The organism is Allobosea sp. LjRoot237, from assembly GCF_964253285.1.
Taxonomy (GTDB): domain Bacteria; phylum Pseudomonadota; class Alphaproteobacteria; order Rhizobiales; family Beijerinckiaceae; genus Allobosea.
Genome location: NZ_CAXUQP020000001.1, coordinates 4,058,191 through 4,078,425 on the forward strand (window position 1 = coordinate 4,058,191; position 20,235 = coordinate 4,078,425).

The following is a 20,235-nucleotide window of genomic DNA, read 5'->3' on the forward strand; positions in this document are numbered from 1 at the left end:
TCTTCAAGTTCACCCTCGACTGTTACAACCATCCCCCTAAGGAGCATTTCCATGGATCCCGTCGCAGCCAAGTACATCGGCGCTGGTCTCGCTTGCCTCGGCATGGCCGGCGCGGGCATCGGCCTCGGCAACCTGTTCGGCCAGTTCCTTTCGGGCGCCCTGCGCAACCCGTCGGCGGCCGATGGCCAGCGCGGCACCCTGCTGCTCGGCTTCGCACTGACCGAAGCGCTCGGCATCTTCTCGCTGCTGATCGCGCTGCTGCTGCTCTTCGCGGTCTGATCCGCGAACGCTACCCGGGCCTGCCGCAGGCGACACCCCCCGGGGCGTCACGCGGCAGGCTCCCGCCTCCCTTCCCATATGCCGTGCGAACCCTCCGGGCTCGTGCGGCCGGATGAGGTTCAGTGATGGCAGCACCAGCCACGACCACCGGAACGACCGCCCATGGCGGCGCTGCCCCCGCTCACGGTGCCAGCTTCCCGCCTTTCCAGGGTAATACCTTCGCCTCGCAGCTGCTCTGGCTCGCGATCACCTTCGGCGTCCTGTACTGGCTCGCCGCCAAGGTGATCGTGCCGCGTCTCGGCAGCATCCTCGAGGACCGCGCCAACAAGATCGGCAGCGATCTCGATGAGGCGGCCGCGATGAAGGCCAAGGCCGAAGAGGCCGGCCAGGCCTATGAGAAGTCCCTTGCCGAAGCCCGCGCCAAGTCGCAGGCGATCGCGCAGGAGACGCGCGAGAAGGTCAACGCCGACAGCGCCGCGCGGCGCAAGACGGTCGAGGCCGATCTTGCCGCCAAGCTCGCCGACGCCGAGGCCATGATCGTCGCCACCAAGACGGAAGCGATGAGTCATGTCGGGGCGATCGCTGCCGACGCGGCCAGCGCCATCGTCAACCGCCTGACCGGCGCCGCTCCGGCTCCGGCCGACGCCGCCAAGGCGGTCAAGACCGCGTTGGGAGGCTGACCGCCATGCTGAGCAACCCAACCTTCTGGGTCCTGGTCTCGACCGTCATCTTCCTCGCCATGGCGGTGAAGATGGGTGCCCTCAAGAGCATCATCGGCGCACTCGACGGCCGCGGCGAACTTGTCGCCCGCGAGCTCGCGGAAGCCAGGCGCCTGCGCCACGAGGCCGAGCTGCTGCTCGCCGAGTACGAGAGCAAGCGCAAGGCGGCCGAGGCCGAGGCCGAGGCGATCGTCGCCAACGCCCGGGACGAGGCCCAGCGTCTCGCCAAGGATGCCGAGGAGAAGCTGGCGGAGTTCGTCACCCGCCGCACCAAGTCGGCCGAAGACAAGATCACCCAGGCCGAGACCCAGGCGACCGCCGAAGTCCGCGCCGCCGCTGCCGAGGCCGCGACGCGCGCCGCCGAGGTCATCCTGCGTGGCCAGGTCGCCGGCAAGGCCGGTGCCGATCTGGTCACCGCCGGGCTGAAGGACGTTCGCGCCAAGCTCAACTGAGCCGCCCGAGCCTCAGGCAAGAAAAACAAGAACGCCGCGGTCTTCGGACCGCGGCGTTTTCATTTGCATTCCGGATCGAGGCGTAAAAGCGCCGGCCCTACTGGATGGCGACAGCCGTCCCAGGCGGCGGGAGCGGCGCCGGGACCGGAGCGGCCGCAGACTTCGGCATCGCCGGTCGGACGACAGGTTGAGGCAGCTTCGCCGTGGCAGGTGCCGCCGCCGGCGCAACGACAGGCTTGGGCTTCGGCCGGCGCGGCTGGATCGTGGAGGTGACGATGCCCTGCGGCGTGTCGAGCCCATAGATGTCGTCGCGGAATTGCACCAGCCCCTCGGCGTCCTGCCAGCCGGTCATGTAGACCCAGGCGACCGGCACCGCCTTCTTCAGCGTGATGTTCTTGCGCTCGCCCTTGGCGATCTCGGCCTCGATCGCCGGTTGGGTCCACTCGGTGCCCTCGAGCAACCAGGCTGCGAGGTCGCGCACGCCCTCGATGCGGGCGCAACCCGAGGAGTTGAAACGGACATCGTTGCGGAAGAGCGACTTCTTCGGCGTGTCATGCATGTAGACCGCCTCGCTGTTCGGCATATCGATCTTGAGCTGGCCGAGCGAGTTGGTCGGTCCCGGCTCCTGCCGGACGTAGAAATACGGGTTGGTCAGGCTCGCCCAGCTGACACTGGCCGGATCGATCTCGCGGTTCTCGGCGCCGAGCAGCTTCATGTTGGACTTGGCGATGAAGTCCGGTTCCTTGCGCATCTTCGGGATGATGTCGGCCTTCACGATCGACATCGGCACCGTCCAATAGGGATTGAGGTTGACCGAGGTGATGCTGGCCTGCAGCACCGGCGAGGCCCGGTCGGGCCGGCCGACAATGGCGAGATGGCGGCGCTGTACCACGCCCTTCTCCACCGCCTCGACGCTGGCACCGGGGATGTTCACCACGACATAGCGCTCGGTGAAGCTGAAGCCGTTGCCCTTCAGCCGCTCCAGCGTCGCGGTGAGCTGGTTGAGGCGGATCTCGACCGGGACGTTGAGCGACTTCAAGGTCAGGCGGCCGACGGTACCGAGCTCGGACAAGCCGTGACGGCGCTGGAAACGCTTCACCGCGGCGATGACGGCCGCGTCGTAGATATCGCCCGGCAACGCGTCGGGCGACAGGTCACCGCTCAGCATCAGGCGCTGCTTCAACAGGGCGACATCCGGGCCCTGCGAATCGGGCTTCAGCGTTGTCGCCGCGCCCGGCACCTTCGGCCAGCCGCCACGGCCTGCGATGTCCTCATGCGTGATCAGCGCTTCGAGCGTGCGGTCATAGGTCTTGGGGCCATAGCCCGGCTCCTCGGCGCGGGAGGCCGAGAGCATCGCCACGAAGGAGACTGCGGCGGCGAGCACATGGCGAAGGCGAACGCGATACATGGGCGAGCTTCCAAGGCGCGAGAATACACGCCATCGGAAGCTTCCCTCGCATATGGTCAAGGAAGCCTTAAGGCAGCCGGCTCAGGTGACGAAAGGGCAGCGGCCGCCTTGCCGCAGCCAAGCTCTGACCTATATGGTCATGATAGTCATTTCTTGCGGAGGCCAGCATGACCGCACTGCCCAAGGAAACATGGACCGTGGCCAACGCCAAGGCGCGCTTCTCGGAGCTGATCGACAAGGCGAAATCCGAAGGCCCGCAGACGGTGACGCGCAACGGCAAGCCAGCGGCGGTGTTGGTGTCGGTGGAGGAGTGGGAGAAGAAGACGACGCCGAAAGAAACGCTCGTCGAGTTCTTCCAGAACTCGCCGCTCTACGACAGCGGAATCGAGATTGAACGCTTCAAGGGCGGTTTTCGGAAGGTCGACCTTTAAGCTTTCTGCTCGACACCAATGTGGTGTCCGAGCTCGCCAAGCGGAACCTGTCACCGAACGTAGCTCAATTCATTCGGACGAAGCCCCAGAACGAGTTCTTCATCAGCGTGATCACCATCGCAGAGATACGCTGCGGCGTCGCGCTGCTGCCAACTGGCAAGCGACGCGATGCGCTAGGGGCCTGGCTGGGCACCGACCTGCCACAGCGCTTCGACGGCCGCATCATCGATGTCGCACACGACATTGCGTTGGTGTGGGGGGATCTGATGGCGTGGTCGCGCCGGAACGGCGCGAATCTCGAGCCCATGGACGGATTGATTGCGGCGACGAGCCGGATGCGCGACCTGACACTCGTCACGCGCAACATCCGCGATTTCGACCGCCTCGGCCTGCGGCTGCTCGATCCCTGGATCGAGCAGCGCTGAGCCCTTACTCCGCCGCTTCCTTCACCGGCGCGGGCTTCTCCCATTTCAGCACCGGCTGGCGCGCCGCTCTCGTCTCGTCGAGGCGGCGGATCGGGGCATGGTGCGGAGCTGCGGTGAAGCGGGTCTTGTCGTTGCCCTTGGCGGCGATGGCGAGGTCACGCAGCGTCGCGACGAAGAGGTCGAGCGAGGCCTTCGATTCCGACTCGGTCGGCTCGATCAGCATGGCGCCGTGGACGACGAGCGGGAAATACACCGTCATCGGGTGATAGCCCTCGTCGATCATCGCCTTGGCGAAGTCGAGCGTCGAGACGCCGGTGCCCTTCAGCCACTCGTCGTCGAACAGCGCCTCGTGCATCGAGGGGTGGTCGGGGAAGGGCAGCGACATCAGGTCGGCGAGGCCGGCGCGGATGTAGTTGGCGTTGAGGACGGCGTCCTCCGAGGCCTGCTTCATGCCGTCGGCGCCATGGCTCAGCATATAGGCGAGCGCCCGGACATACATGCCCATCTGGCCGTGGAAGGCGGTCATGCGACCGAAGGGGTCGCTACCATCCGGCGCATCGGCCTTGTGCTCGACGAGGCGCGACTTGCCGTTCTCGGCATGGATGAAGGGCACGGGCGCATAGGGAGCAAGGCGCTCCGAAAGCACGACGGGACCGGCGCCGGGGCCGCCGCCGCCATGCGGGGTCGAGAAGGTCTTGTGCAGATTGATGTGCATGGCGTCGACGCCGAGATCGCCAGGCCTAGCCTTGCCGACGATCGCGTTGAAGTTGGCGCCGTCGCAGTAGAAATAGGCGCCAGCCTCATGCATCGCCGCGGCGATCTCGACAATCTGCGGCTCGAAGATGCCGCAGGTGTTCGGGTTGGTCAGCATGATCGCGGCGACGTCGGGGCCGAGCAGCGCCTTGACGTCCTCGACCGCGACCGTGCCGTCGTCGCGCGCCGGCACCGACTTGACGGTGAAGCCGATCAGCGCCGCGGTCGCCGGATTGGTGCCATGGGCCGATTCGGGCACGAGCACGACATTGCGGGTCGCGCCTTCGCCCTTGGCGGCGATCGCGGCCTTGATCGCCATCATGCCGCAGGCCTCGCCGTGGGCGCCGGCCTTCGGCGAGAGCGCCACGGCCGGCATGCCGGTCAGCGTCATCAGGTAGCGCGCGAGCTCGAGCATGACGTCGAGCGCGCCCGGCACGGTCGAGACCGGCTGGAGCGGGTGCACGTCGGAGAAGCCCGGCAGCCGCGCCACCTTCTCGTTGAGGCGGGCATTGTGCTTCATCGTGCAGGAGCCGAGCGGGAACAGCCCGGTGTCGATGCCGTAGTTCTTCTGGCTGAGGCGCACATAATGGCGCATCGTCTCGGGTTCGGAGAGGCCGGGCAGGCCGATCTCGCTTTGGCGGGCATGCTTGCCGAGGCGGCTCTTGAATGGTGCCGGCTTGTCGATGTCGACGCCTGTCGACTCGTGATGGCCGATCTCGAAGATCAGCGGCTCGATCTGCTGCAGCGCGCGATTGCCGGTGAAGGTCTCGCGGCCGTGGTCCACAGTGGAGCCAGCCTGGGTGGGACGTCCCTGACGGTTCAGCATTCCATGTCTCCGGTTCGGTTGGAGATGTCGTGAACGGCGCGGAAGATCGTTTCGACGACGCCATCGAGATTGTCGGTGAGTTCGTGATTCCAGAAGCGGATGACGCGAAAGCCTTGCGCTGCCAAGTAGGCTGTGCGCCGCGCATCACGCGCAGCAGCATTGGGCAGACCATGCTGACCGCCATCAAGTTCGACCACGAGCTTTGCGCCAAAATGGACGAAGTCAGCGAAATAGGGCCCCATCGGCGCCTGACGGCGAAAATGGCCACCCGACACGTCCATCTGTTTCAGATGCAGCCAGAGGCATTTCTCCGCCGGCGTCGCCTCGCGGCGCAGGCGGCGAGCGTTTGCAGTGCGCGGGTCCTTGCGAATCGGAGCCATACGCCTTTCCCCTTCACGATGAAGCGAAACAGCCGATGACGCGCGCAACGCCTCCCCTCCCCCCGCTTGCGGTGGGGAGGGTTGGGGTGGGGGGCAGTGCCGCTCGGGGCCACGTTGAAAGAATAGATTGGCCCTGCTTTGCGGCCCCCCATCCCTAACCCTTCCCCACCGCAAGCGGGGGGAAGGGGACAGGTCGCGCTCTGTAGCCGCGGTCACGCCAAAACCTCGCCCAGCGCCTTGGCGAAGGCCGCTCGATCTTCATCCGTGTTCACTTCGGTATTGGCGACGATCAGGAGATCGTCGAGCCCGGCGCCGGGCCTCAGGCGCGAGGCCGGCACGCCGGCGAGGATGCCCTTGGCGGCCATGGCTTCGACGACCTCAGCTGCCGGCTTGGAAAGCTTCAGCGTGAATTCGTTGAAGAAGGTTTCGTTGACAACTTCGACGCCCTTCACCCCGGCAAGTGCGTCGGCGAGCTTCACCGCATTGGCGTGGTTGAGTTCGGCGAGGCGCGACAGGCCGGCCTGGCCGAGCAGCGTCATGTGGATGGTGAAGGCCAGCACGCAGAGGCCGGAATTGGTGCAGATGTTCGAGGTCGCCTTGTCGCGGCGGATATGCTGCTCGCGGGTCGAGAGCGTCAGCACGAAGCCGCGGCGGCCATCGGCGTCGACGGTCTCGCCACAGAGCCGGCCCGGCATCTGGCGGATATATTTCGACTTGGCGGCGAAGAGGCCGACATAGGGGCCGCCGAAGTTCAGCGCATTGCCGATCGACTGGCCCTCGCCGACGACGATGTCGGCATCCTGGGCGCCGGGCGGCGTCACCGCGCCGAGCGAGACGACCTCGGTGAAGACCGCGATCAGCAGCGCGCCATGGGCATGGGCCTTGTCGGCGATCGGCTTGAGATCGCGCAGATTGCCGAAGACGTCGGGCGACTGGACGACGACGCAGGAGACGCTGTCGTCGATCTGGCTGAGAATATCCTCGGTGGCGCGGACATCGGGCTTCAACGCCACGACCTCGTCGTTCGCCATCTCGGACAGCGTCTCGACGACCTGGGTGTAGTGCGGGTGCAGGCCGCCGGAGAGCACCGCCTTGCGCCGCCTGGTGACGCGGTGCGCCATCAGCACCGCCTCGGCGGTGCCGGTCGAGCCGTCATACATCGAGGCGTTGGCGACTTCCATGCCGGTCAAGCCTGCGACCTGCGTCTGGAACTCGAAGAGATATTGCAGCGTGCCCTGGGCGATCTCGGGCTGGTAGGGCGTGTAGCTGGTCAGGAATTCCGAGCGCTGGATCAGATGGTCGACCGTCGCCGGGACATGGTGCTTGTAGGCGCCCGCCCCAACGAAGAACGGTACCGCGCCGGCGGCCGTGTTCTTCGCCGACAGCCGCCCGAGGATGCGCTCGACTTCGAGCTCGCCCTTGGCGCGCGGCAGGTCGAGCGGCTCTTTCAGCAGCTTGCCGGCGGGCACATCGGAGAAGAGCGCGTCGACATCGGGGACGCCGATGCGCGCGAGCATGTCCTCGCGGTCGGTCTCGGTCAGGGGGAGATAGCGCATTCCGGTTTCCAGTCCTCGATCGATGCGGCGGGCCACCGCCCGTCATGCTCGGGCTTGACCCGAGCATCTCTTCAACCAGTGCCTTCTCGTCCGGAGATTCTCGGATCTCCGCTGCGCTCCGTCCGAGAATGACGCGTCCCGACGCCTCAAAGCGTCTTGACGTAGTCCTGGTACTCGGCCTCGCTCAGCAGGCCCTCCAGCTCGGCAGCGTCCGTGAGCTTGAGCTTGACGAACCAGCCCTTGCCGGCCGGGTCCTCGTTGACCGTGCCGGGCGCAGCCTCGAGCTCGCTGTTGACGGCGACGACCTCGCCGGAGACCGGCGCATAGACTTCGGAAGCTGCCTTGACGCTCTCGACCACGGCGGCCTCACCGCCCTTGGTCAGCGCCTTGCCGACCGAAGGCAGCTCGACGAAGACGACGTCGCCGAGCTGACCCTGGGCGTAGTCGGTGATGCCGACCGTGCCGGTATCACCCTCGATGCGGATATATTCGTGGTCCTTGGTGTAGCGGGTCTCGGCCATGGGTTTCCTCCGGCGAAAAGGGATGAAGCTCAGCGCTTGTAGCGGTTGGGGACGAAAGGCATGGCGGCGACGGTCGCCGCCAGCGGCTTGCCGCGCACGATCAGGTCGAGCTTCGTGCCGGGAGCAGAATGCTCCCGGGCGACGTAGCCCATAGCGCAGGGGCCGTTCAGGGTCGGGCCGAAACCGCCAGAAGTGACTTTGCCGACGATGGTGCCGTCGGCGGTCGCGATCTCCGCTCCCTCACGCGCCGGAGCGCGGCCTTCCGGCAGCAGGCCGACGCGGATGCGGGCCGGCTTCTCGGCGAATTCGCGCTGGATGCGCGCCGCGCCCGGGAAGCCGCCTTCCTCGCGCCGGCGCTTCTGGATCGACCAGTTGAGCGCCGCCTCGACCGGCGAGGTCGTGGTGTCGATGTCATGGCCGTAAAGGCAAAGCCCGGCTTCGAGCCGCAGCGAATCGCGGGCACCGAGGCCGATCGGCTTGACGCGCATGTCGAGCAGGAGCGCGTCCCAGATCTCGCCGATGCGGTCGGCCGCAGCGGAAATCTCGTAGCCGTCCTCGCCGGTGTAGCCGGAGCGGCTGACATTGGCCTTGACCCCGCCGAGCTTCATCGTGCGCAAGGTCATGAAGCCCATCTCGGCCGCTTCGGGATTGAGCGCCGCCAGCGCTTCCTCGGCCTTCGGCCCCTGCAGGGCGATCAGGCCGCGATGCTCGGCTTTGACCAGCTTCACATTGGCCGGCAGGCGCGCCTCGATATGAGCGTAGTCGGCGATCTTGCAGGCGGCGTTGACGACGAGCAGCAGCGCGCCGTCCTCGTCGGGATCGGCCGAGCGCGTCACCATGAGATCGTCGAGAATGCCGCCGTCCTCGTTCAGCAGCTGCGAATAGCGCTGCTTGCCGGGCGGCAGGTTGACGATATCGGCCGGGATCAGCGCCTCGAGGGCGCGGGCCGTGGTCTCATGGTCGGGACCGACGAGGAAGGCCTGGCCCATATGCGAGACGTCGAACAGGCCGGCACTCTCACGCGTCCAGTTGTGCTCGGCCATGATGCCAGCCGGGTACTGGACCGGCATGTCGTAGCCCGCGAACGGCACCATGCGCGCGCCTGCCGCAACGTGGCGGGCATGAAACGGCGTCTTGAGCAGCGGCTCGGTGCTTGCAGTCTCGGCTTCGGCAGCCATGGCATCCCTTCCAGAGTCGAGCGCGAGCCCCGGACGGAATCGTCCGGAGCGCGCCCCCTCTGTCTCGGGACCTGAGAGATTTCCCCGCCAGGCTTAAAGCCTTGGGCGAGTTACCCCCGTCGGTGGGCGAGCCTAAAAGGCCCGCCACTTTCCAGAGCGCCAATTCCCACGCGGTCCGTTTGCCTGAGCGTTTCCGGGGCGGTTGCGCCTTCGGCGCCGGGTCCGGACAAGTCCGGCTCCGGTCTCTCCCGCGGGGATGATGCGGCTGAGCCAGCAATAGACGAGCGAGGGGCCGAGTCAATCGGCCCCCTGCCTCAGTTCACGGCAGCGTGCTGCTTATCTGCGCCGGCGCCGTGCCGGCTCGCCGCCGCCGGTGCTCAACCCGACGATGATCTCGACCTCGCCGGAGCCAGGCGGGACAACGATGTTGCCCTCGACATGCGAGAAGTCGGCACCGGTCTGGCCGGAGGGGATCGCCCCGCCGACACGGGCGCTACGGCGCGCGATGACCTGGTTATTGCGCATCACCTGGGTGATCAATGTCGCGCCATAGCTGCCGGCGCCACCGGCCGGGCCAATCAGGATACGCCCCTCGACGCCGACCTTGAGGGTGAAGCCGCCATCCTTGTTGGCCTGGGTACACTCGCGCGCGGTGGTGGTGATCGAGACCTGGCTGCGCAGGCTGCCGCTGTCCTGCCCCGACTGGGCGCGGATCGCGGCGCCGCCATCGGCGATGATCACCGAGGGGCAGATGAAGTTGACCTCATCGTCGGTCGGCAGCTGATTGGGCGCCGGCGGCGTGGTCGACTGGAACATGAGGATATTGCCGAGCTTCTGCGTGGTGCTGGGCTCGCCCGTGCTCGAGGAGCCGGAAGAGCCGCAGCCGGCGAGTGCGAGCGCCAGGCCGGCAGGCAGAATGAACCGGCCGATACGGCCAGCAAAGCGATCAATCACGGCAAAGCCTCCACGCCGGGGCCGAATCCGTTGAGCGAAACCGGAATTCCGACCCCTTCCTCCGGCGTCTGAAACACGATGAATGTGGCGCTCTTACCAGTCTTGAGCTGACCGAGCAGGGTATCGTCCATCACGACCTCGGCGACACAGCCGGTCGTCAGGCAGCGCACGAAGCCGGCGCGGCCGATATCCTTGTCGTCGATCTTGAGGCCGAGGCCGGAGGGCAGCAGCACGCCGAGCGGCGCGACCACGCGCAGCAGACGGCTCTTCTGGTCAGCCGTCTTCAGCACGATCACCAGCAAGGTGAGGTTCGGCCGATCCTCGGCGGCGACGTTCTGCACGAGCGCGCATTGCTCGGCCTTGGCGCCGGGCGGGGTCTCGCAGCGCATCTGCCAGTCGCCATGGGTGGAACGCACCGCACCCTGCGCAAGGGCAGGCACAGCCGAAAGCCAGCCGAAGCCTAGGACGGCGAGCGCCGCGGCCACGGGACCGATAGATAAGCGCATCCGTGTCCTCCTCTCCTGATGGACATGGGGATGCACGCATACCCATGTCGAACGGCGCCCCCGCCATGCGAGAATGCGTTCCGACCATGCGTCCCGATTCCTGTCAAGGCGAAGCATCATAAGCGCCCGCGCGGCGGACTCGACGCTGGCAGCGTCGACCGGCCGCCCGCCGCCCATGCGCATGTCGCGTACTTATGCCGCACGGACTGCGTCACAGCCTGTCATTGTCCCACTGGCGCAAGCGTGATCTTTGATTTATCGCAATGCCGAACAACCGGGGTGGCCAGACGTGGCCGTCCCGGCGCGCCTGCCTTGAAGCTGACCGAGGCAGATCGCGCGGCATCAAAGGAGCTATGTCGGACCGATGCGATTTGTGACCACTCCTCTCAGGAACGCGCTGGCGGCCCTCGCTGCAGCTCTGGCAGCGTTTTCGCCGGCCGCCGCATCGGCCCAGAACGGCATGCCGCAGCCCTGGGAGCTGAATCTGCAGCCGGCTGCGACCGAGGTCGCGACGTTCATCCACTGGTTCCATGACTCGGTGAACGTACTCATCTTCATCATCACGCTCTTCGTGCTGGGGCTGCTGATCTATGTCGCCTGGCGCTTCAACGAGAAGCGGAACCCAGTCGCCTCGAAGACGACGCACCACGCGCTGCTCGAAGTGGCCTGGACGATCATCCCCGTTCTGATCCTGGTCGTGATCGCGATCCCCTCCTTCCGCCTGCTCAAGCTGCAGCTCGAGATTCCGCAGGCCGACATGACCGTGAAGGTCACCGGCAAGCAGTGGTACTGGTCCTACGAGTACCCGCAGGAAGGCGGCAGCTTCGGCTTCGATTCGCTGATGCTCGACGAGAAGCAGCGCGCCGAGGCGATCCAGTCCAAGAAGATCGCCGAATCCGAGGCGCCGCGCCTGCTCGCCGTCGACAACGAGGCGGTCGTTCCGGTCGGCAAGATCGTGCGCGTGCAGGTCACCGGCGCCGACGTCATCCACAAATTCGCTCTGCCGGCCTTCGGCCTGAAGATCGACGCCATCCCCGGCCGCCTGAACGAAACCTGGTTCAAGGCCGATCGCGAAGGCATCTTCTACGGCCAATGCTCGTTCATCTGCGGCCAGAACCACGCCTTCATGCCGATCGCCATCCGCGTCGTCAGCCAGGAGCGCTACACGGCCTGGCTCGCGGAAGCGAAGCAGAAATTCGCCAATGCGGCCGACGCCGCCAGCAAGGTCGCCGAAGCGACCCGCTGAACCCGACACTCTTGAAAGAACTCACGCGAACCGTATTCGCAGGAGGAGACGAATTTCATGGCTACCGCGGCTCCCCACGCCCACGGGCATGACGACGCCCACGCCCACGAGCACCATACCCCCACGGGTTGGCGGCGCTGGCTGCTCTCGACCAACCACAAGGACATCGGCACGCTCTATCTGATCTTCTCGATCATCGCGGGCCTGATCGGCGGCTTCCTGTCGATCATGATGCGCATCGAGTTGCAGCAGCCGGGCCTGCAGATCTTCGCCAACGGCCAGAGCTACAACGTCTTCGTCACCGGCCACGGCCTGATCATGATCTTCTTCATGGTCATGCCCGCGGTGATCGGCGGCTTCGGCAACTGGTTCGTGCCGCTGATGATCGGGGCGCCGGACATGGCCTTCCCGCGCATGAACAACATCTCGTTCTGGCTGACGGTCGCGGCGCTGATCCTGCTGCTGATCTCGATGTTCGTCGAGGGCGCCCCCGGCGCCAAGGGCGTCGGCACCGGCTGGACGGTCTATCCGCCGTTCTCGTCGACAGGCCATCCCGGCCCTTCGGTCGATTTCGGCATCCTGTCGCTGCACCTTGCCGGCGCAGCCTCGATCCTGGGCGCGATCAACTTCATCACCACCATCCTGAACATGCGCGCGCCTGGCATGACCATGCACAAGATGCCGCTGTTCGCCTGGGGCGTGCTGGTCACCGCCTTCCTGCTGCTGCTTGCGCTGCCGGTCCTGGCCGGCGCGATCACCATGCTGCTGACCGACCGCAATTTCGGCACGACCTTCTATGATCCGGCCGGCGGCGGCGACCCGGTGCTCTACCAGCACCTGTTCTGGTTCTTCGGCCACCCCGAAGTCTACATCATGATCCTGCCGGCCTTCGGCATCGTCAGCCACATCATCTCGACCTTCTCGAAGAAGCCGATCTTCGGCTATCTCGGCATGGCCTATGCCATGGTCGCGATCGGCGTGGTCGGCTTCATCGTCTGGGCCCACCACATGTACACGGTCGGCCTGTCGCTCAACACGCAGCGCTACTTCGTGTTCGCGACGATGGTGATCGCGGTGCCCACCGGCGTGAAGATCTTCTCCTGGATCGCGACGATGTGGGGCGGCTCGCTCCGCTTCACCGCGCCGATGCTCTGGGCGGTCGGCTTCATCTTCCTGTTCACCGTCGGCGGCGTCACCGGCGTCGTGCTCGCCAATGCCGGTCTCGACCGTTCGCTGCACGCGACCTACTACGTGGTGGCGCACTTCCACTACGTGCTGTCGCTCGGCGCGGTGTTCGGCATCTTCGCGGGCTTCTACTACTGGTTCCCGAAGATGAGCGGCTACATCATCCCGGACTGGATCGGCAGCCTGCACTTCTGGGTCGCCTTCATCGGCGCGAACCTGCTGTTCTTCCCGCAGCACTTCCTCGGGCTCTCGGGCATGCCGCGGCACTATGTCGACTATCCCGACGCCTTCGCCGGCTGGCATTTCTGGTCGTCGATCGGCTCCTATATCTTCGCGGCCGGCCTCCTGATCTGGCTCTACGGCATCGTCGTCGCCTTCACGAAGAAGGAGCTCGCCGGCAACAACCCGTGGGGCGAAGGCGCGACCACGCTGGAGTGGACCCTGTCCTCGCCGCCGCCCTTCCACCAGTTCGAGACGCTGCCGCGCATCACCGGCTCGGACCACTGAACACATCGGCGGCGGGCCTCTCGCCCGCCGCCGCCCCTCCCCCGAGCGCCTGGTTCAAGGCGTTCCGGAGACGGGCGGATCCCGCAAACGATGCCCTCGGGCATCACGAAAGTTGAAGCGAACGAATTTCGATGTCTGCTGCCTTCGATCAGATCCCCCAGGCTGACGACGGAGTCTCGCTGAGTTCCACCGGCGAGGCGCGCGACTTCTTCGCGCTGCTCAAGCCGCGGGTGATGTTCCTCGTGATCGTGACGGCGCTTGGCGGCATGGTCGCGGCGCCAGGGGCGGTCAATCCGGTGATCGGCTTTGCCGCCCTGCTGGCGATCTCGGTCGGTGCCGGCGCCTCGGGCTGCCTCAACATGTGGTGGGATGCCGACATCGACGCGGTGATGGCGCGCACAGCCGGTCGCCCGATCCCCGCCGGCCGTATCCTGCCGTCCGAGGCGCTCGCCTTTGGGCTGACCCTCTCGATCGGCTCCGTGCTGGTCCTCGGCCTCGTCGCCAACCTGCTCTCGGCGGCGATGCTCGCCTTCACGATCTTCTTCTACATCGTCGTCTATTCGATGTGGCTGAAGCGGGCGACGCCGCAGAACATCGTCATCGGCGGCGCCGCCGGTGCCTTCCCGCCGATGATCGGCGAAGCCGTGGTCACCGGCGATTTCGGCATGACCTCGATCGTGCTGTTCGCGATCATCTTCCTGTGGACGCCACCGCATTTCTGGGCGCTGGCCCTGGTGAAGTCCGACGACTATGCCCGCGCCGGCATCCCGATGCTGCCGAACGTCGCCGGCCCGGCCGCGACCCGCCGACAGATCGTCGCCTATACGCTGGTGCTGGCTCCGGTCGCGGTGCTGCCGGCGCTGATGGGCTTCGGCGGGCTGATCTATCTCATCGTCTCGGTGGTGACCGGGCTCGCCATGATCGGCCTGTCGCTGCGGGTGCTGCGGGTCACGCAGGGCGAAGCGGCCAACAAGGCGGCCTATGCCCTGTTCGGCTTCTCGATCCTCTACCTCTTCCTGCTCTTCGCCGTGCTGCTGGCCGAGAACGGCCTCGGCCTGATGTGGGCCCTGCCCAAGGTGCTGGGATGAGTAAGGACCCGCAGGACAAGAAGCAGCCGCAAGATCACGACGATTTTGGATCGGATCGATCCAAAATCGTGAACGTGATCGATTCTAAGGGGCTGGAGCGGGATTCTCGCGAAAAACCGGTTCCCACTTTTTCGCGTCCCGCTCCGGCGCCGTTCTCGCCGGAGGACATGGCCCGGCGCAATCGCCGCTCGATCGCGCTTGCGCTCGTACTCGGCGGGCTCGTGCTGTTCTTCTTCATCGTGACGCTGGCCAAGACCGGGCCGGCGATCCTCAACAGGCCGCTGTGACGATGACGGCCGCCTCCAGAAACCGCCGTACCGTCCTTGCCTGCAGCGCCGCCGTGCTCGCCATGACCGGGCTCTCGTTCGCCGCGGTGCCGCTCTACAACCTGTTCTGCAAGGTCACGGGCTTTGCCGGCACGCCGATGGTCGGTACCGCCGCCACCGGCAAGACCAGCGAGCGGATCGTCTCGGTCGCCTTCGACGCCAATGTCGCGCCGGCTTTGGGCTGGCGCTTCGAGGCGGAGAAGACGGAGATCAAGGCGCAGGTCGGCGTGACGCAAACGGTGTTCTACAAGATCACCAACACGTCCTCGCGGCCGATGACCGGGATCGCGACCTACAATGTCCAGCCGAACCAGTCGGGCGCCTATTTCGTCAAGATCCAGTGCTTCTGCTTCACCGAGACGACGCTGCAGCCCGGCGAGACCCTGGAAGCGCCCGTGGTGTTCTACATCGATCCCGAGATCGAATTGAACCGCGAGCTCGCCAGCCTGAAATCGATCACCCTGTCCTACACCTATTTCCCGTCGAAGAACGGGCAGCCGGTGGCGGAAAGCAAGGGTGACGGCAACCAACCGAAACTATAAAGCTGCGCTGACGCGCTGCGCTTCTATCGGACGTGGAGAGTTAAGCACGATGGCCGGGGCCCACACCAAGAACCACGACTACCATCTCGTCGACCCGAGCCCGTGGCCGATCGTCGGCGCCGCCAGCGCAACCACGATGGCGATCGGCGCCGTGATGTGGATGAAGTCGCTGCCGCTGCTCGGCATGAACATCGGCCCGCTGGTCTTCGGCATCGGCCTGCTCGGCGTGCTCTACACCATGCTCGCCTGGTGGATGGACGTGACCCGCGAGGCCGAGCGCGAGGGTCATCACACCCGCGTGGTGCAGCTGCATCACCGCTACGGCATGATGATGTTCATCGCCTCCGAGGTGATGTTCTTCGTCGCCTGGTTCTGGGCCTATTTCGACGCCAGCCTGTTCACCGGCGAGCACATCCAGTACGCCCGCGCCGAGTTCACCGGCGGGCATTGGCCGCCCAAGGGTATCGAGACCTTCGATCCCTGGCACCTGCCGCTGCTCAACACCCTGATCCTCCTGACCTCCGGCACGACCGTGACCTGGGCGCACTACGCCCTGATCCAGGGCGACCGGAAGAGCCTGAAGCAGGCTCTGTGGCTGACCGTGATCCTCGGCATCCTGTTCACGATCACCCAAGGCTACGAGTACGCCCACGCCGCCTTCGCCTTCAAGGGCAACATCTACGGCGCGACCTTCTTCATGGCGACCGGCTTCCACGGCTTCCATGTCATCATCGGCACGATCTTCCTGGCGATCTGCCTGTGGCGCGTCTATCTCGGCCACTTCAAGCCGGACCAGCATCTCGGCTTCGAGTTCGCCGCCTGGTACTGGCACTTCGTCGACGTGGTCTGGCTGTTCCTGTTCGCCTCGATCTATGTCTGGGGCTCCGGGACGCCGGCAGCACACTAGGTCCCGGGCCGAAAGCGGCCGCGAACCTTACAAAGGGGCGGCCGCGAGGCCGCCCTTTCCATTTGAGGAGGCTGTCATGGCCGAGCCGCAGATCACGCCGCCATCACCCTTCTCGACGGGGCTGGCGGGCCGCTGTCCGCGCTGCGGCGAGGGCAAGCTGTTCGATGGCTACCTCAAGCTGAAGCCGCGCTGTTCCGCCTGCGGGCTGGATTTCGCCTTCGCCGATTCGGCCGATGGGCCGGCCGTGTTCATCATGCTGATCGCCGGCTTCTTCGTGCTCGGCCTCGCGCTCTATGTCGAGATCGCCTACACGCCGCCGATCTGGCTGCACCTCCTGCTCTGGCTGCCGCTGGCGCTCGTCACTTGCCTCGGATTGCTGCGGCCGATGAAGGGCCTGGCAGTCGCCTTGCAATACGCCCACAAGGCCGAAGAAGGCAGGCTGAAGAAGTGAGCGAACAGATTGCTTCCGCGAGCCGGCCAAAGCTGCTGCTGCCGGCCCTGCTGACTGCCATCGGCGTCGGCGTGCTCTTCTACCTCGGCGCCTGGCAATGGCAGCGCATGGACGAGAAGCGCGCCTTCATCACGCGGCTGGAGACACAAGCCGCAGGCCCCGCCGCCCCGCTGCCGCCGACGAGCGACTGGCCACGGCTCGACCTCGCCGCGATTGATCTCACAAGAGCTGTCGCCAAGGGCAGCTATCTCGACGGAATCGCCGGTGTGCGCACCACCATCGCCGCCGGCCCGCCCGGCTCGCGCCAGCTCTCCGGCTTCGGCCGCTGGGTCTTCCAGGGCTTCCGGCTGGAAGACGGCGCGACGATCCTGGTCAATCGCGGCTTCGTGCCGGAAAGCCGCTTTGCGGCGATCGCCCCGGCAACCGGCGCTGCGACCATCACCGGCTATCTGCGCGCGCCGGAAACCCGCAACAGCTTCACGCCGGCCGATCTGCCGCAGCAGCGCGAGTTCTACACGCGCGACCCTGCCGGCATCGCCGCAGCGCTCGGCCTGGCCACGGCCGCCCCGTTCTATCTCGAAGCCGAGCGGCAGGGCGACGGGTTGACGCCGCCGGCCGGCGTCGACGTCAAGGAACTGATCGCCCGCATCCCGGACAACCATCTGCAATATGCGCTGACCTGGTTCGGGTTGGCGGCGACACTGATCAGCGTGTTCGGCGCCTATGCCTGGCAGGCGCGGAGGCCGACGCAGGGCGGCTGATCAGCCTTTGCTTTTGCCCTCCCCCGCCAACGGGCCTATAGGATCAGCACGACATCAGAGATCATCACCGTGCTGCATATTTCGACCCGTGGCGAAGCGCCGTCGCTCTCCTTCGCCGACGCGCTGCTCGCCGGACTCGCCCGTGACGGCGGCCTCTATCTGCCGCAGACGCTGCCGCGCCTCGGCACGCAGGAGATCGCGGGCTTCGCCGGCAAACCCTATGCCGCAGTGGCGGAGCGCGTCGTCGGCGCGCTCGCCGATGGCGACATCGCCGCCGATGCGTTGAAGGCCATGATCGGCGAGGCCTATGGCACGTTCCGCCATCCAGCGGTCTGCCCGCTCGTCCAGCTCGGCGACAACCTGTTCTCGCTCGAGCTCTTCCACGGCCCGACGCTCGCCTTCAAGGACGTGGCGATGCAGTTGCTCGGCCGGCTGATGGACCATGTGCTGGCGCAGCGCGGCGAGCGCGCCACCATCGTCGGCGCGACCTCGGGCGACACCGGCAGCGCCGCGATCGACGCCTTCAAGGGGCTGGAACGGGTCGACGTCTTCATACTCTATCCGGAAGGCCGCGTCTCCGACGTGCAGCGCCGGCAGATGACCACCGTCGAAGCCGACAATGTCCACGCCATCGCGATCGAGGGCACCTTCGACGATTGCCAGAACCTGGTGAAGGCGCTGTTCAACCACCACGCCTTCCGCGACGAACTGCGTCTCTCCGGCGTCAACTCGATCAACTGGGCGCGGATCGCGGCACAGGTCGTCTACTATTTCACCGCCGCGAGCGCGCTCGGCTCACCTCACCGTCCGGTCTCGTTCGCTGTGCCGACCGGTAACTTCGGCGACATTCTCGCCGGCTGGATCGCCAAGCAGATGGGGCTGCCGATCGGCCGGCTGATGGTCGCCACCAACAGCAACGACATCCTGGCGCGCACGCTCGAGACCGGCGTCTACGAGATGCGCGGCGTTGCGGCGACGACCTCGCCCTCGATGGACATCCAGATCTCCTCGAACTTCGAGCGCCTGCTGTTCGAGGCGCATGGCCGCGACGGCGCCGCCGTGCGCCGGCTGATGCAATCGCTGGCTCAATCCGGCCGATTCGAGATCGCGCCCGAGCCGCTCGCCCGCATCCGAGCCGATTTCGACGCGGTCTCGCAGGACGAGGCCTCGATCGCCAACGAGATCGGCACGACCTGGCGTGAGGCCGGCTATCTGCTCGACCCGCACAGCGCGATCGGCGTCGCCGCCGCCCGCAAACTGCTCGCGAGCGACCCGGCAACGCCGGTGGTCGCGCTCGGCACCGCCCATCCGGCCAAGTTCCCGGCCGCGGTCGCGGCGGCGAGCGGCGTCACGCCCGCTCTCCCTGAGCATCTGTCCGACCTGATGGAGCGCAAGGAGCGTTTCAGCGTGCTGCCGAACGACCAAGGCAAGCTCGAGCGCTTCGTCGCCGAGCGCGCCCGCGCCGTGCGGAGCGCCGCAGCATGAAGGTGATCAAGACGTTGAAGGCGAAGACCGACAAGCCGAAGAGCGTGAAACAGGGCGAGGCAGCCGGCCACGATCCGGCCGTCAGCCTGACGACGCTGCCGTCCGGCCTGCGCATCGTCTCCGAGCGCATGGCCCATGCCTCGACCGTCTCGCTCGGCATCTGGATCGGCGCCGGCGCGCGCGACGAGCTGCCGCATGAACACGGCCTCGCCCATCTGCTCGAGCACATGGCGTTCAAGGGCACGGCCCGGCGCACCGCGCTTGAGATCGCCGAGGAGATCGAGAGCGTCGGCGGCGACCTCAATGCCGCGACATCCGTCGAATACACCTGCTACACCGCCCGCGTGCTCGGCCAGGACCTACCGCTGGCCGTCGACATCCTCTCCGACATCCTGACCGCCCCCGCCCTCAGCGAGGAAGAGCTGGCCCGCGAGAAAGGCGTGATCCTGCAGGAGATCGGCGCCGTCCAGGATACGCCGGACGATCTCGTCTATGACCGCTTCCTGCAGGCCGCCTTCCCGGAGCAGCCGCTCGGCCGCCCGATCCTCGGCACCGCGGAGACGGTCAACAGCTTCACGCCCGACGCGATCCGCGCCTATCTCGGCCGGCACTACCATGCCGGCAACATGGTGCTGGCGGCAGCCGGCGCCGTCGACCATGACGAACTCGTCGCGCTGGCGAAGAAGGCTCTTGCCGACCTGCCGCCGAAGCTTGCCGCAGCACCCAGCCCGCGATCGCAGGCGAGCTATCACGGCGGCGAAGCCCGCATCGACGGTGACGAGGAGCAGGTCCACATCGTCCTCGGCTTCCCCGGCAAGCCATTCACCAACGGCGCGCATTATCCGCTTCAGATCTTCTCGGCCGTGCTCGGCGGTGGGCTGTCCTCGCGTCTGTTCCAGGAGGTGCGCGAGCGCCGTGGCCTGGCCTATGCGATCGACGCCTTCCACTGGCCCTTCTCCGATTGCGGCGTCTTCGGCATCAGCGCCGGCACCGCGCCGGAGGACGTCGGCGAGCTGGTCGAGGTCGCGCTCGACTGCCTGGGCCAGGCGGCCCGCGACGTCAGCGAGGTCGAGGTCGCCCGCGCCCGGGCCCAGATGAAGGTCGGCCTGCTGGCTTCGCTGGAGAGCCCTGGCGGCAAGCTCGAGCAGATGGCGCGCCAGGTACTCGTCTTCGGCCGAGCAATCCCGCGCGAGGAGCTGGCGCGCCGGCTCGATGCGGTCAGCCTCGCCGATGTGCGTGCGGCCGGTCAGGCCCTGCTCGACGGCGTGGTCACCGTCGCGGCCGTCGGCCCTCTCGACAATCTTGCCCCCGTGGCCACCCTGCGGGCCATGCTGGCGCGGGCCGCCTGA

General features: G+C 66.6%; 22 protein-coding genes and 2 riboswitches. Of the genes, 14 read left to right on the top strand and 8 right to left on the bottom strand.

Going from position 1 to position 20,235, the window contains the following annotated elements; genetic code table 11:
• The first annotated feature begins 51 nt into the window (after positions 1 to 51).
• The 3 genes from ACSQ24_RS19730 (at position 52) to ACSQ24_RS19740 (ending at position 1,450) form a co-directional block, all read left to right on the top strand.
• A complete protein-coding gene (locus tag ACSQ24_RS19730; RefSeq protein ID WP_091831801.1) occupies positions 52 to 279 on the top strand; it encodes a F0F1 ATP synthase subunit C in 228 nt (75 codons plus the stop codon).
• Positions 280 to 404: 125 nt separating this feature from the next.
• Positions 405 to 959 (top strand): F0F1 ATP synthase subunit B, encoded by a 555-nt coding sequence (locus ACSQ24_RS19735; RefSeq protein ID WP_436096322.1) that lies wholly within the window; start codon positions 405 to 407, stop codon positions 957 to 959.
• An 8-nt stretch (positions 960 to 967) separates the two neighbouring features.
• On the top strand, positions 968 to 1,450 hold the full coding sequence (locus ACSQ24_RS19740) for a F0F1 ATP synthase subunit B family protein (protein WP_436097929.1): 483 nt from the start codon (positions 968 to 970) through the stop codon (positions 1,448 to 1,450).
• A 97-nt stretch (positions 1,451 to 1,547) separates the two neighbouring features.
• Here the strand turns inward: ACSQ24_RS19740 and ACSQ24_RS19745 are convergent, their stop codons facing one another.
• Positions 1,548 to 2,858 (bottom strand): L,D-transpeptidase family protein, encoded by a 1,311-nt coding sequence (locus ACSQ24_RS19745; RefSeq protein WP_436096323.1) that lies wholly within the window; start codon positions 2,856 to 2,858, stop codon positions 1,548 to 1,550.
• 167 nt (positions 2,859 to 3,025) lie between these two features.
• On the opposite strand from ACSQ24_RS19745, the gene ACSQ24_RS19750 reads away from it, so the two are divergent.
• Entirely contained in the window at positions 3,026 to 3,289 is a 264-nt protein-coding gene (locus ACSQ24_RS19750; protein ID WP_436096324.1) for a type II toxin-antitoxin system Phd/YefM family antitoxin, read from the top strand.
• 5 nt (positions 3,290 to 3,294) lie between these two features.
• Complete coding sequence (locus tag ACSQ24_RS19755; protein ID WP_436097930.1) at positions 3,295 to 3,714, top strand: type II toxin-antitoxin system VapC family toxin; 420 nt, start codon at positions 3,295 to 3,297, stop codon at positions 3,712 to 3,714.
• Positions 3,715 to 3,718: 4 nt separating this feature from the next.
• Here the strand turns inward: ACSQ24_RS19755 and gcvPB are convergent, their stop codons facing one another.
• The 7 genes from gcvPB to ACSQ24_RS19790 form a co-directional block, all read right to left on the bottom strand.
• Positions 3,719 to 5,293, bottom strand: a complete 1,575-nt coding sequence (gene gcvPB / locus ACSQ24_RS19760) for an aminomethyl-transferring glycine dehydrogenase subunit GcvPB (RefSeq protein WP_436096325.1) — start codon at positions 5,291 to 5,293, stop codon at positions 3,719 to 3,721.
• Positions 5,287 to 5,673: an endonuclease domain-containing protein gene (locus ACSQ24_RS19765; RefSeq protein WP_436096326.1), complete on the bottom strand. Its 387-nt coding sequence runs from the start codon at positions 5,671 to 5,673 to the stop codon at positions 5,287 to 5,289. Before ACSQ24_RS19765 ends, gcvPB begins: the two co-directional genes overlap by 7 nt.
• Positions 5,674 to 5,885: 212 nt before the next feature.
• Positions 5,886 to 7,229, bottom strand: coding sequence for an aminomethyl-transferring glycine dehydrogenase subunit GcvPA (gene gcvPA / locus ACSQ24_RS19770; protein WP_436096327.1), 1,344 nt, complete (start codon positions 7,227 to 7,229; stop codon positions 5,886 to 5,888).
• A gap of 146 nt (positions 7,230 to 7,375) precedes the next feature.
• Entirely contained in the window at positions 7,376 to 7,750 is a 375-nt protein-coding gene (gene gcvH / locus ACSQ24_RS19775; RefSeq protein WP_126113491.1) for a glycine cleavage system protein GcvH, read from the bottom strand.
• Between the two features lie 29 nt (positions 7,751 to 7,779).
• Positions 7,780 to 8,928 (bottom strand): glycine cleavage system aminomethyltransferase GcvT, encoded by a 1,149-nt coding sequence (gene gcvT / locus ACSQ24_RS19780; RefSeq protein ID WP_436096328.1) that lies wholly within the window; start codon positions 8,926 to 8,928, stop codon positions 7,780 to 7,782.
• 57 nt (positions 8,929 to 8,985) lie between these two features.
• A riboswitch (glycine riboswitch) is annotated at positions 8,986 to 9,085 on the bottom strand.
• A 4-nt stretch (positions 9,086 to 9,089) separates the two neighbouring features.
• Positions 9,090 to 9,189, bottom strand: a riboswitch (glycine riboswitch).
• A 75-nt stretch (positions 9,190 to 9,264) separates the two neighbouring features.
• On the bottom strand, positions 9,265 to 9,882 hold the full coding sequence (locus ACSQ24_RS19785) for a hypothetical protein (RefSeq protein WP_436096329.1): 618 nt from the start codon (positions 9,880 to 9,882) through the stop codon (positions 9,265 to 9,267).
• Positions 9,879 to 10,388 (bottom strand): invasion associated locus B family protein, encoded by a 510-nt coding sequence (locus tag ACSQ24_RS19790; RefSeq protein ID WP_436096330.1) that lies wholly within the window; start codon positions 10,386 to 10,388, stop codon positions 9,879 to 9,881. Before ACSQ24_RS19790 ends, ACSQ24_RS19785 begins: the two co-directional genes overlap by 4 nt.
• Before the next feature lie 364 nt (positions 10,389 to 10,752).
• Between ACSQ24_RS19790 and coxB the strand changes: the two genes are divergently transcribed.
• From coxB to ACSQ24_RS19835, 9 genes are all read left to right on the top strand, one after another.
• Positions 10,753 to 11,634 carry a cytochrome c oxidase subunit II gene (coxB, locus tag ACSQ24_RS19795; protein WP_436096331.1) on the top strand — a complete coding sequence of 294 codons (882 nt, stop codon included), beginning with the start codon at positions 10,753 to 10,755 and terminating at the stop codon, positions 11,632 to 11,634.
• 57 nt (positions 11,635 to 11,691) lie between these two features.
• The gene (ctaD, locus tag ACSQ24_RS19800; RefSeq protein ID WP_436096332.1) at positions 11,692 to 13,326 is read left to right on the top strand and encodes a cytochrome c oxidase subunit I; all 1,635 of its coding nucleotides are present in this window, start codon (positions 11,692 to 11,694) and stop codon (positions 13,324 to 13,326) included.
• Between the two features lie 131 nt (positions 13,327 to 13,457).
• Positions 13,458 to 14,414, top strand: coding sequence for a heme o synthase (locus tag ACSQ24_RS19805; protein ID WP_436096333.1), 957 nt, complete (start codon positions 13,458 to 13,460; stop codon positions 14,412 to 14,414).
• A 289-nt stretch (positions 14,415 to 14,703) separates the two neighbouring features.
• Entirely contained in the window at positions 14,704 to 15,282 is a 579-nt protein-coding gene (locus ACSQ24_RS19810; RefSeq protein ID WP_284168532.1) for a cytochrome c oxidase assembly protein, read from the top strand.
• 49 nt (positions 15,283 to 15,331) lie between these two features.
• Positions 15,332 to 16,189, top strand: coding sequence for a cytochrome c oxidase subunit 3 (locus ACSQ24_RS19815; RefSeq protein ID WP_436096334.1), 858 nt, complete (start codon positions 15,332 to 15,334; stop codon positions 16,187 to 16,189).
• A 76-nt stretch (positions 16,190 to 16,265) separates the two neighbouring features.
• A complete protein-coding gene (locus ACSQ24_RS19820; protein ID WP_436096335.1) occupies positions 16,266 to 16,640 on the top strand; it encodes a DUF983 domain-containing protein in 375 nt (124 codons plus the stop codon).
• On the top strand, positions 16,637 to 17,401 hold the full coding sequence (locus ACSQ24_RS19825) for an SURF1 family protein (protein ID WP_436096336.1): 765 nt from the start codon (positions 16,637 to 16,639) through the stop codon (positions 17,399 to 17,401). Before ACSQ24_RS19820 ends, ACSQ24_RS19825 begins: the two co-directional genes overlap by 4 nt.
• Positions 17,402 to 17,470: 69 nt before the next feature.
• Positions 17,471 to 18,886, top strand: coding sequence for a threonine synthase (gene thrC, locus ACSQ24_RS19830; protein ID WP_436096337.1), 1,416 nt, complete (start codon positions 17,471 to 17,473; stop codon positions 18,884 to 18,886).
• Positions 18,883 to 20,235 (top strand): M16 family metallopeptidase, encoded by a 1,353-nt coding sequence (locus ACSQ24_RS19835; RefSeq protein ID WP_436096338.1) that lies wholly within the window; start codon positions 18,883 to 18,885, stop codon positions 20,233 to 20,235. Before thrC ends, ACSQ24_RS19835 begins: the two co-directional genes overlap by 4 nt.

What these genes read in the sequence shown, in the direction of transcription:
- ACSQ24_RS19730 (WP_091831801.1), top strand. Translation starts at nt 52, where the DNA reads ATGGATCCCGTCGCAGCCAAGTACATCGGCGCTGGTCTCGCTTGCCTC.
- ACSQ24_RS19735 (WP_436096322.1), top strand. Translation starts at nt 405, where the DNA reads ATGGCAGCACCAGCCACGACCACCGGAACGACCGCCCATGGCGGCGCT.
- ACSQ24_RS19745 (WP_436096323.1), bottom strand. Translation starts at nt 2,858, where the DNA reads ATGTATCGCGTTCGCCTTCGCCATGTGCTCGCCGCCGCAGTCTCCTTC.
- ACSQ24_RS19750 (WP_436096324.1), top strand. Translation starts at nt 3,026, where the DNA reads ATGACCGCACTGCCCAAGGAAACATGGACCGTGGCCAACGCCAAGGCG.
- gcvPB (WP_436096325.1), bottom strand. Translation starts at nt 5,293, where the DNA reads ATGCTGAACCGTCAGGGACGTCCCACCCAGGCTGGCTCCACTGTGGAC.
- ACSQ24_RS19765 (WP_436096326.1), bottom strand. Translation starts at nt 5,673, where the DNA reads ATGGCTCCGATTCGCAAGGACCCGCGCACTGCAAACGCTCGCCGCCTG.
- gcvPA (WP_436096327.1), bottom strand. Translation starts at nt 7,229, where the DNA reads ATGCGCTATCTCCCCCTGACCGAGACCGACCGCGAGGACATGCTCGCG.
- gcvH (WP_126113491.1), bottom strand. Translation starts at nt 7,750, where the DNA reads ATGGCCGAGACCCGCTACACCAAGGACCACGAATATATCCGCATCGAG.
- gcvT (WP_436096328.1), bottom strand. Translation starts at nt 8,928, where the DNA reads ATGGCTGCCGAAGCCGAGACTGCAAGCACCGAGCCGCTGCTCAAGACG.
- ACSQ24_RS19790 (WP_436096330.1), bottom strand. Translation starts at nt 10,388, where the DNA reads ATGCGCTTATCTATCGGTCCCGTGGCCGCGGCGCTCGCCGTCCTAGGC.
- coxB (WP_436096331.1), top strand. Translation starts at nt 10,753, where the DNA reads ATGCGATTTGTGACCACTCCTCTCAGGAACGCGCTGGCGGCCCTCGCT.
- ctaD (WP_436096332.1), top strand. Translation starts at nt 11,692, where the DNA reads ATGGCTACCGCGGCTCCCCACGCCCACGGGCATGACGACGCCCACGCC.
- ACSQ24_RS19805 (WP_436096333.1), top strand. Translation starts at nt 13,458, where the DNA reads ATGTCTGCTGCCTTCGATCAGATCCCCCAGGCTGACGACGGAGTCTCG.
- ACSQ24_RS19810 (WP_284168532.1), top strand. Translation starts at nt 14,704, where the DNA reads ATGACGGCCGCCTCCAGAAACCGCCGTACCGTCCTTGCCTGCAGCGCC.
- ACSQ24_RS19815 (WP_436096334.1), top strand. Translation starts at nt 15,332, where the DNA reads ATGGCCGGGGCCCACACCAAGAACCACGACTACCATCTCGTCGACCCG.
- ACSQ24_RS19820 (WP_436096335.1), top strand. Translation starts at nt 16,266, where the DNA reads ATGGCCGAGCCGCAGATCACGCCGCCATCACCCTTCTCGACGGGGCTG.
- ACSQ24_RS19835 (WP_436096338.1), top strand. Translation starts at nt 18,883, where the DNA reads ATGAAGGTGATCAAGACGTTGAAGGCGAAGACCGACAAGCCGAAGAGC.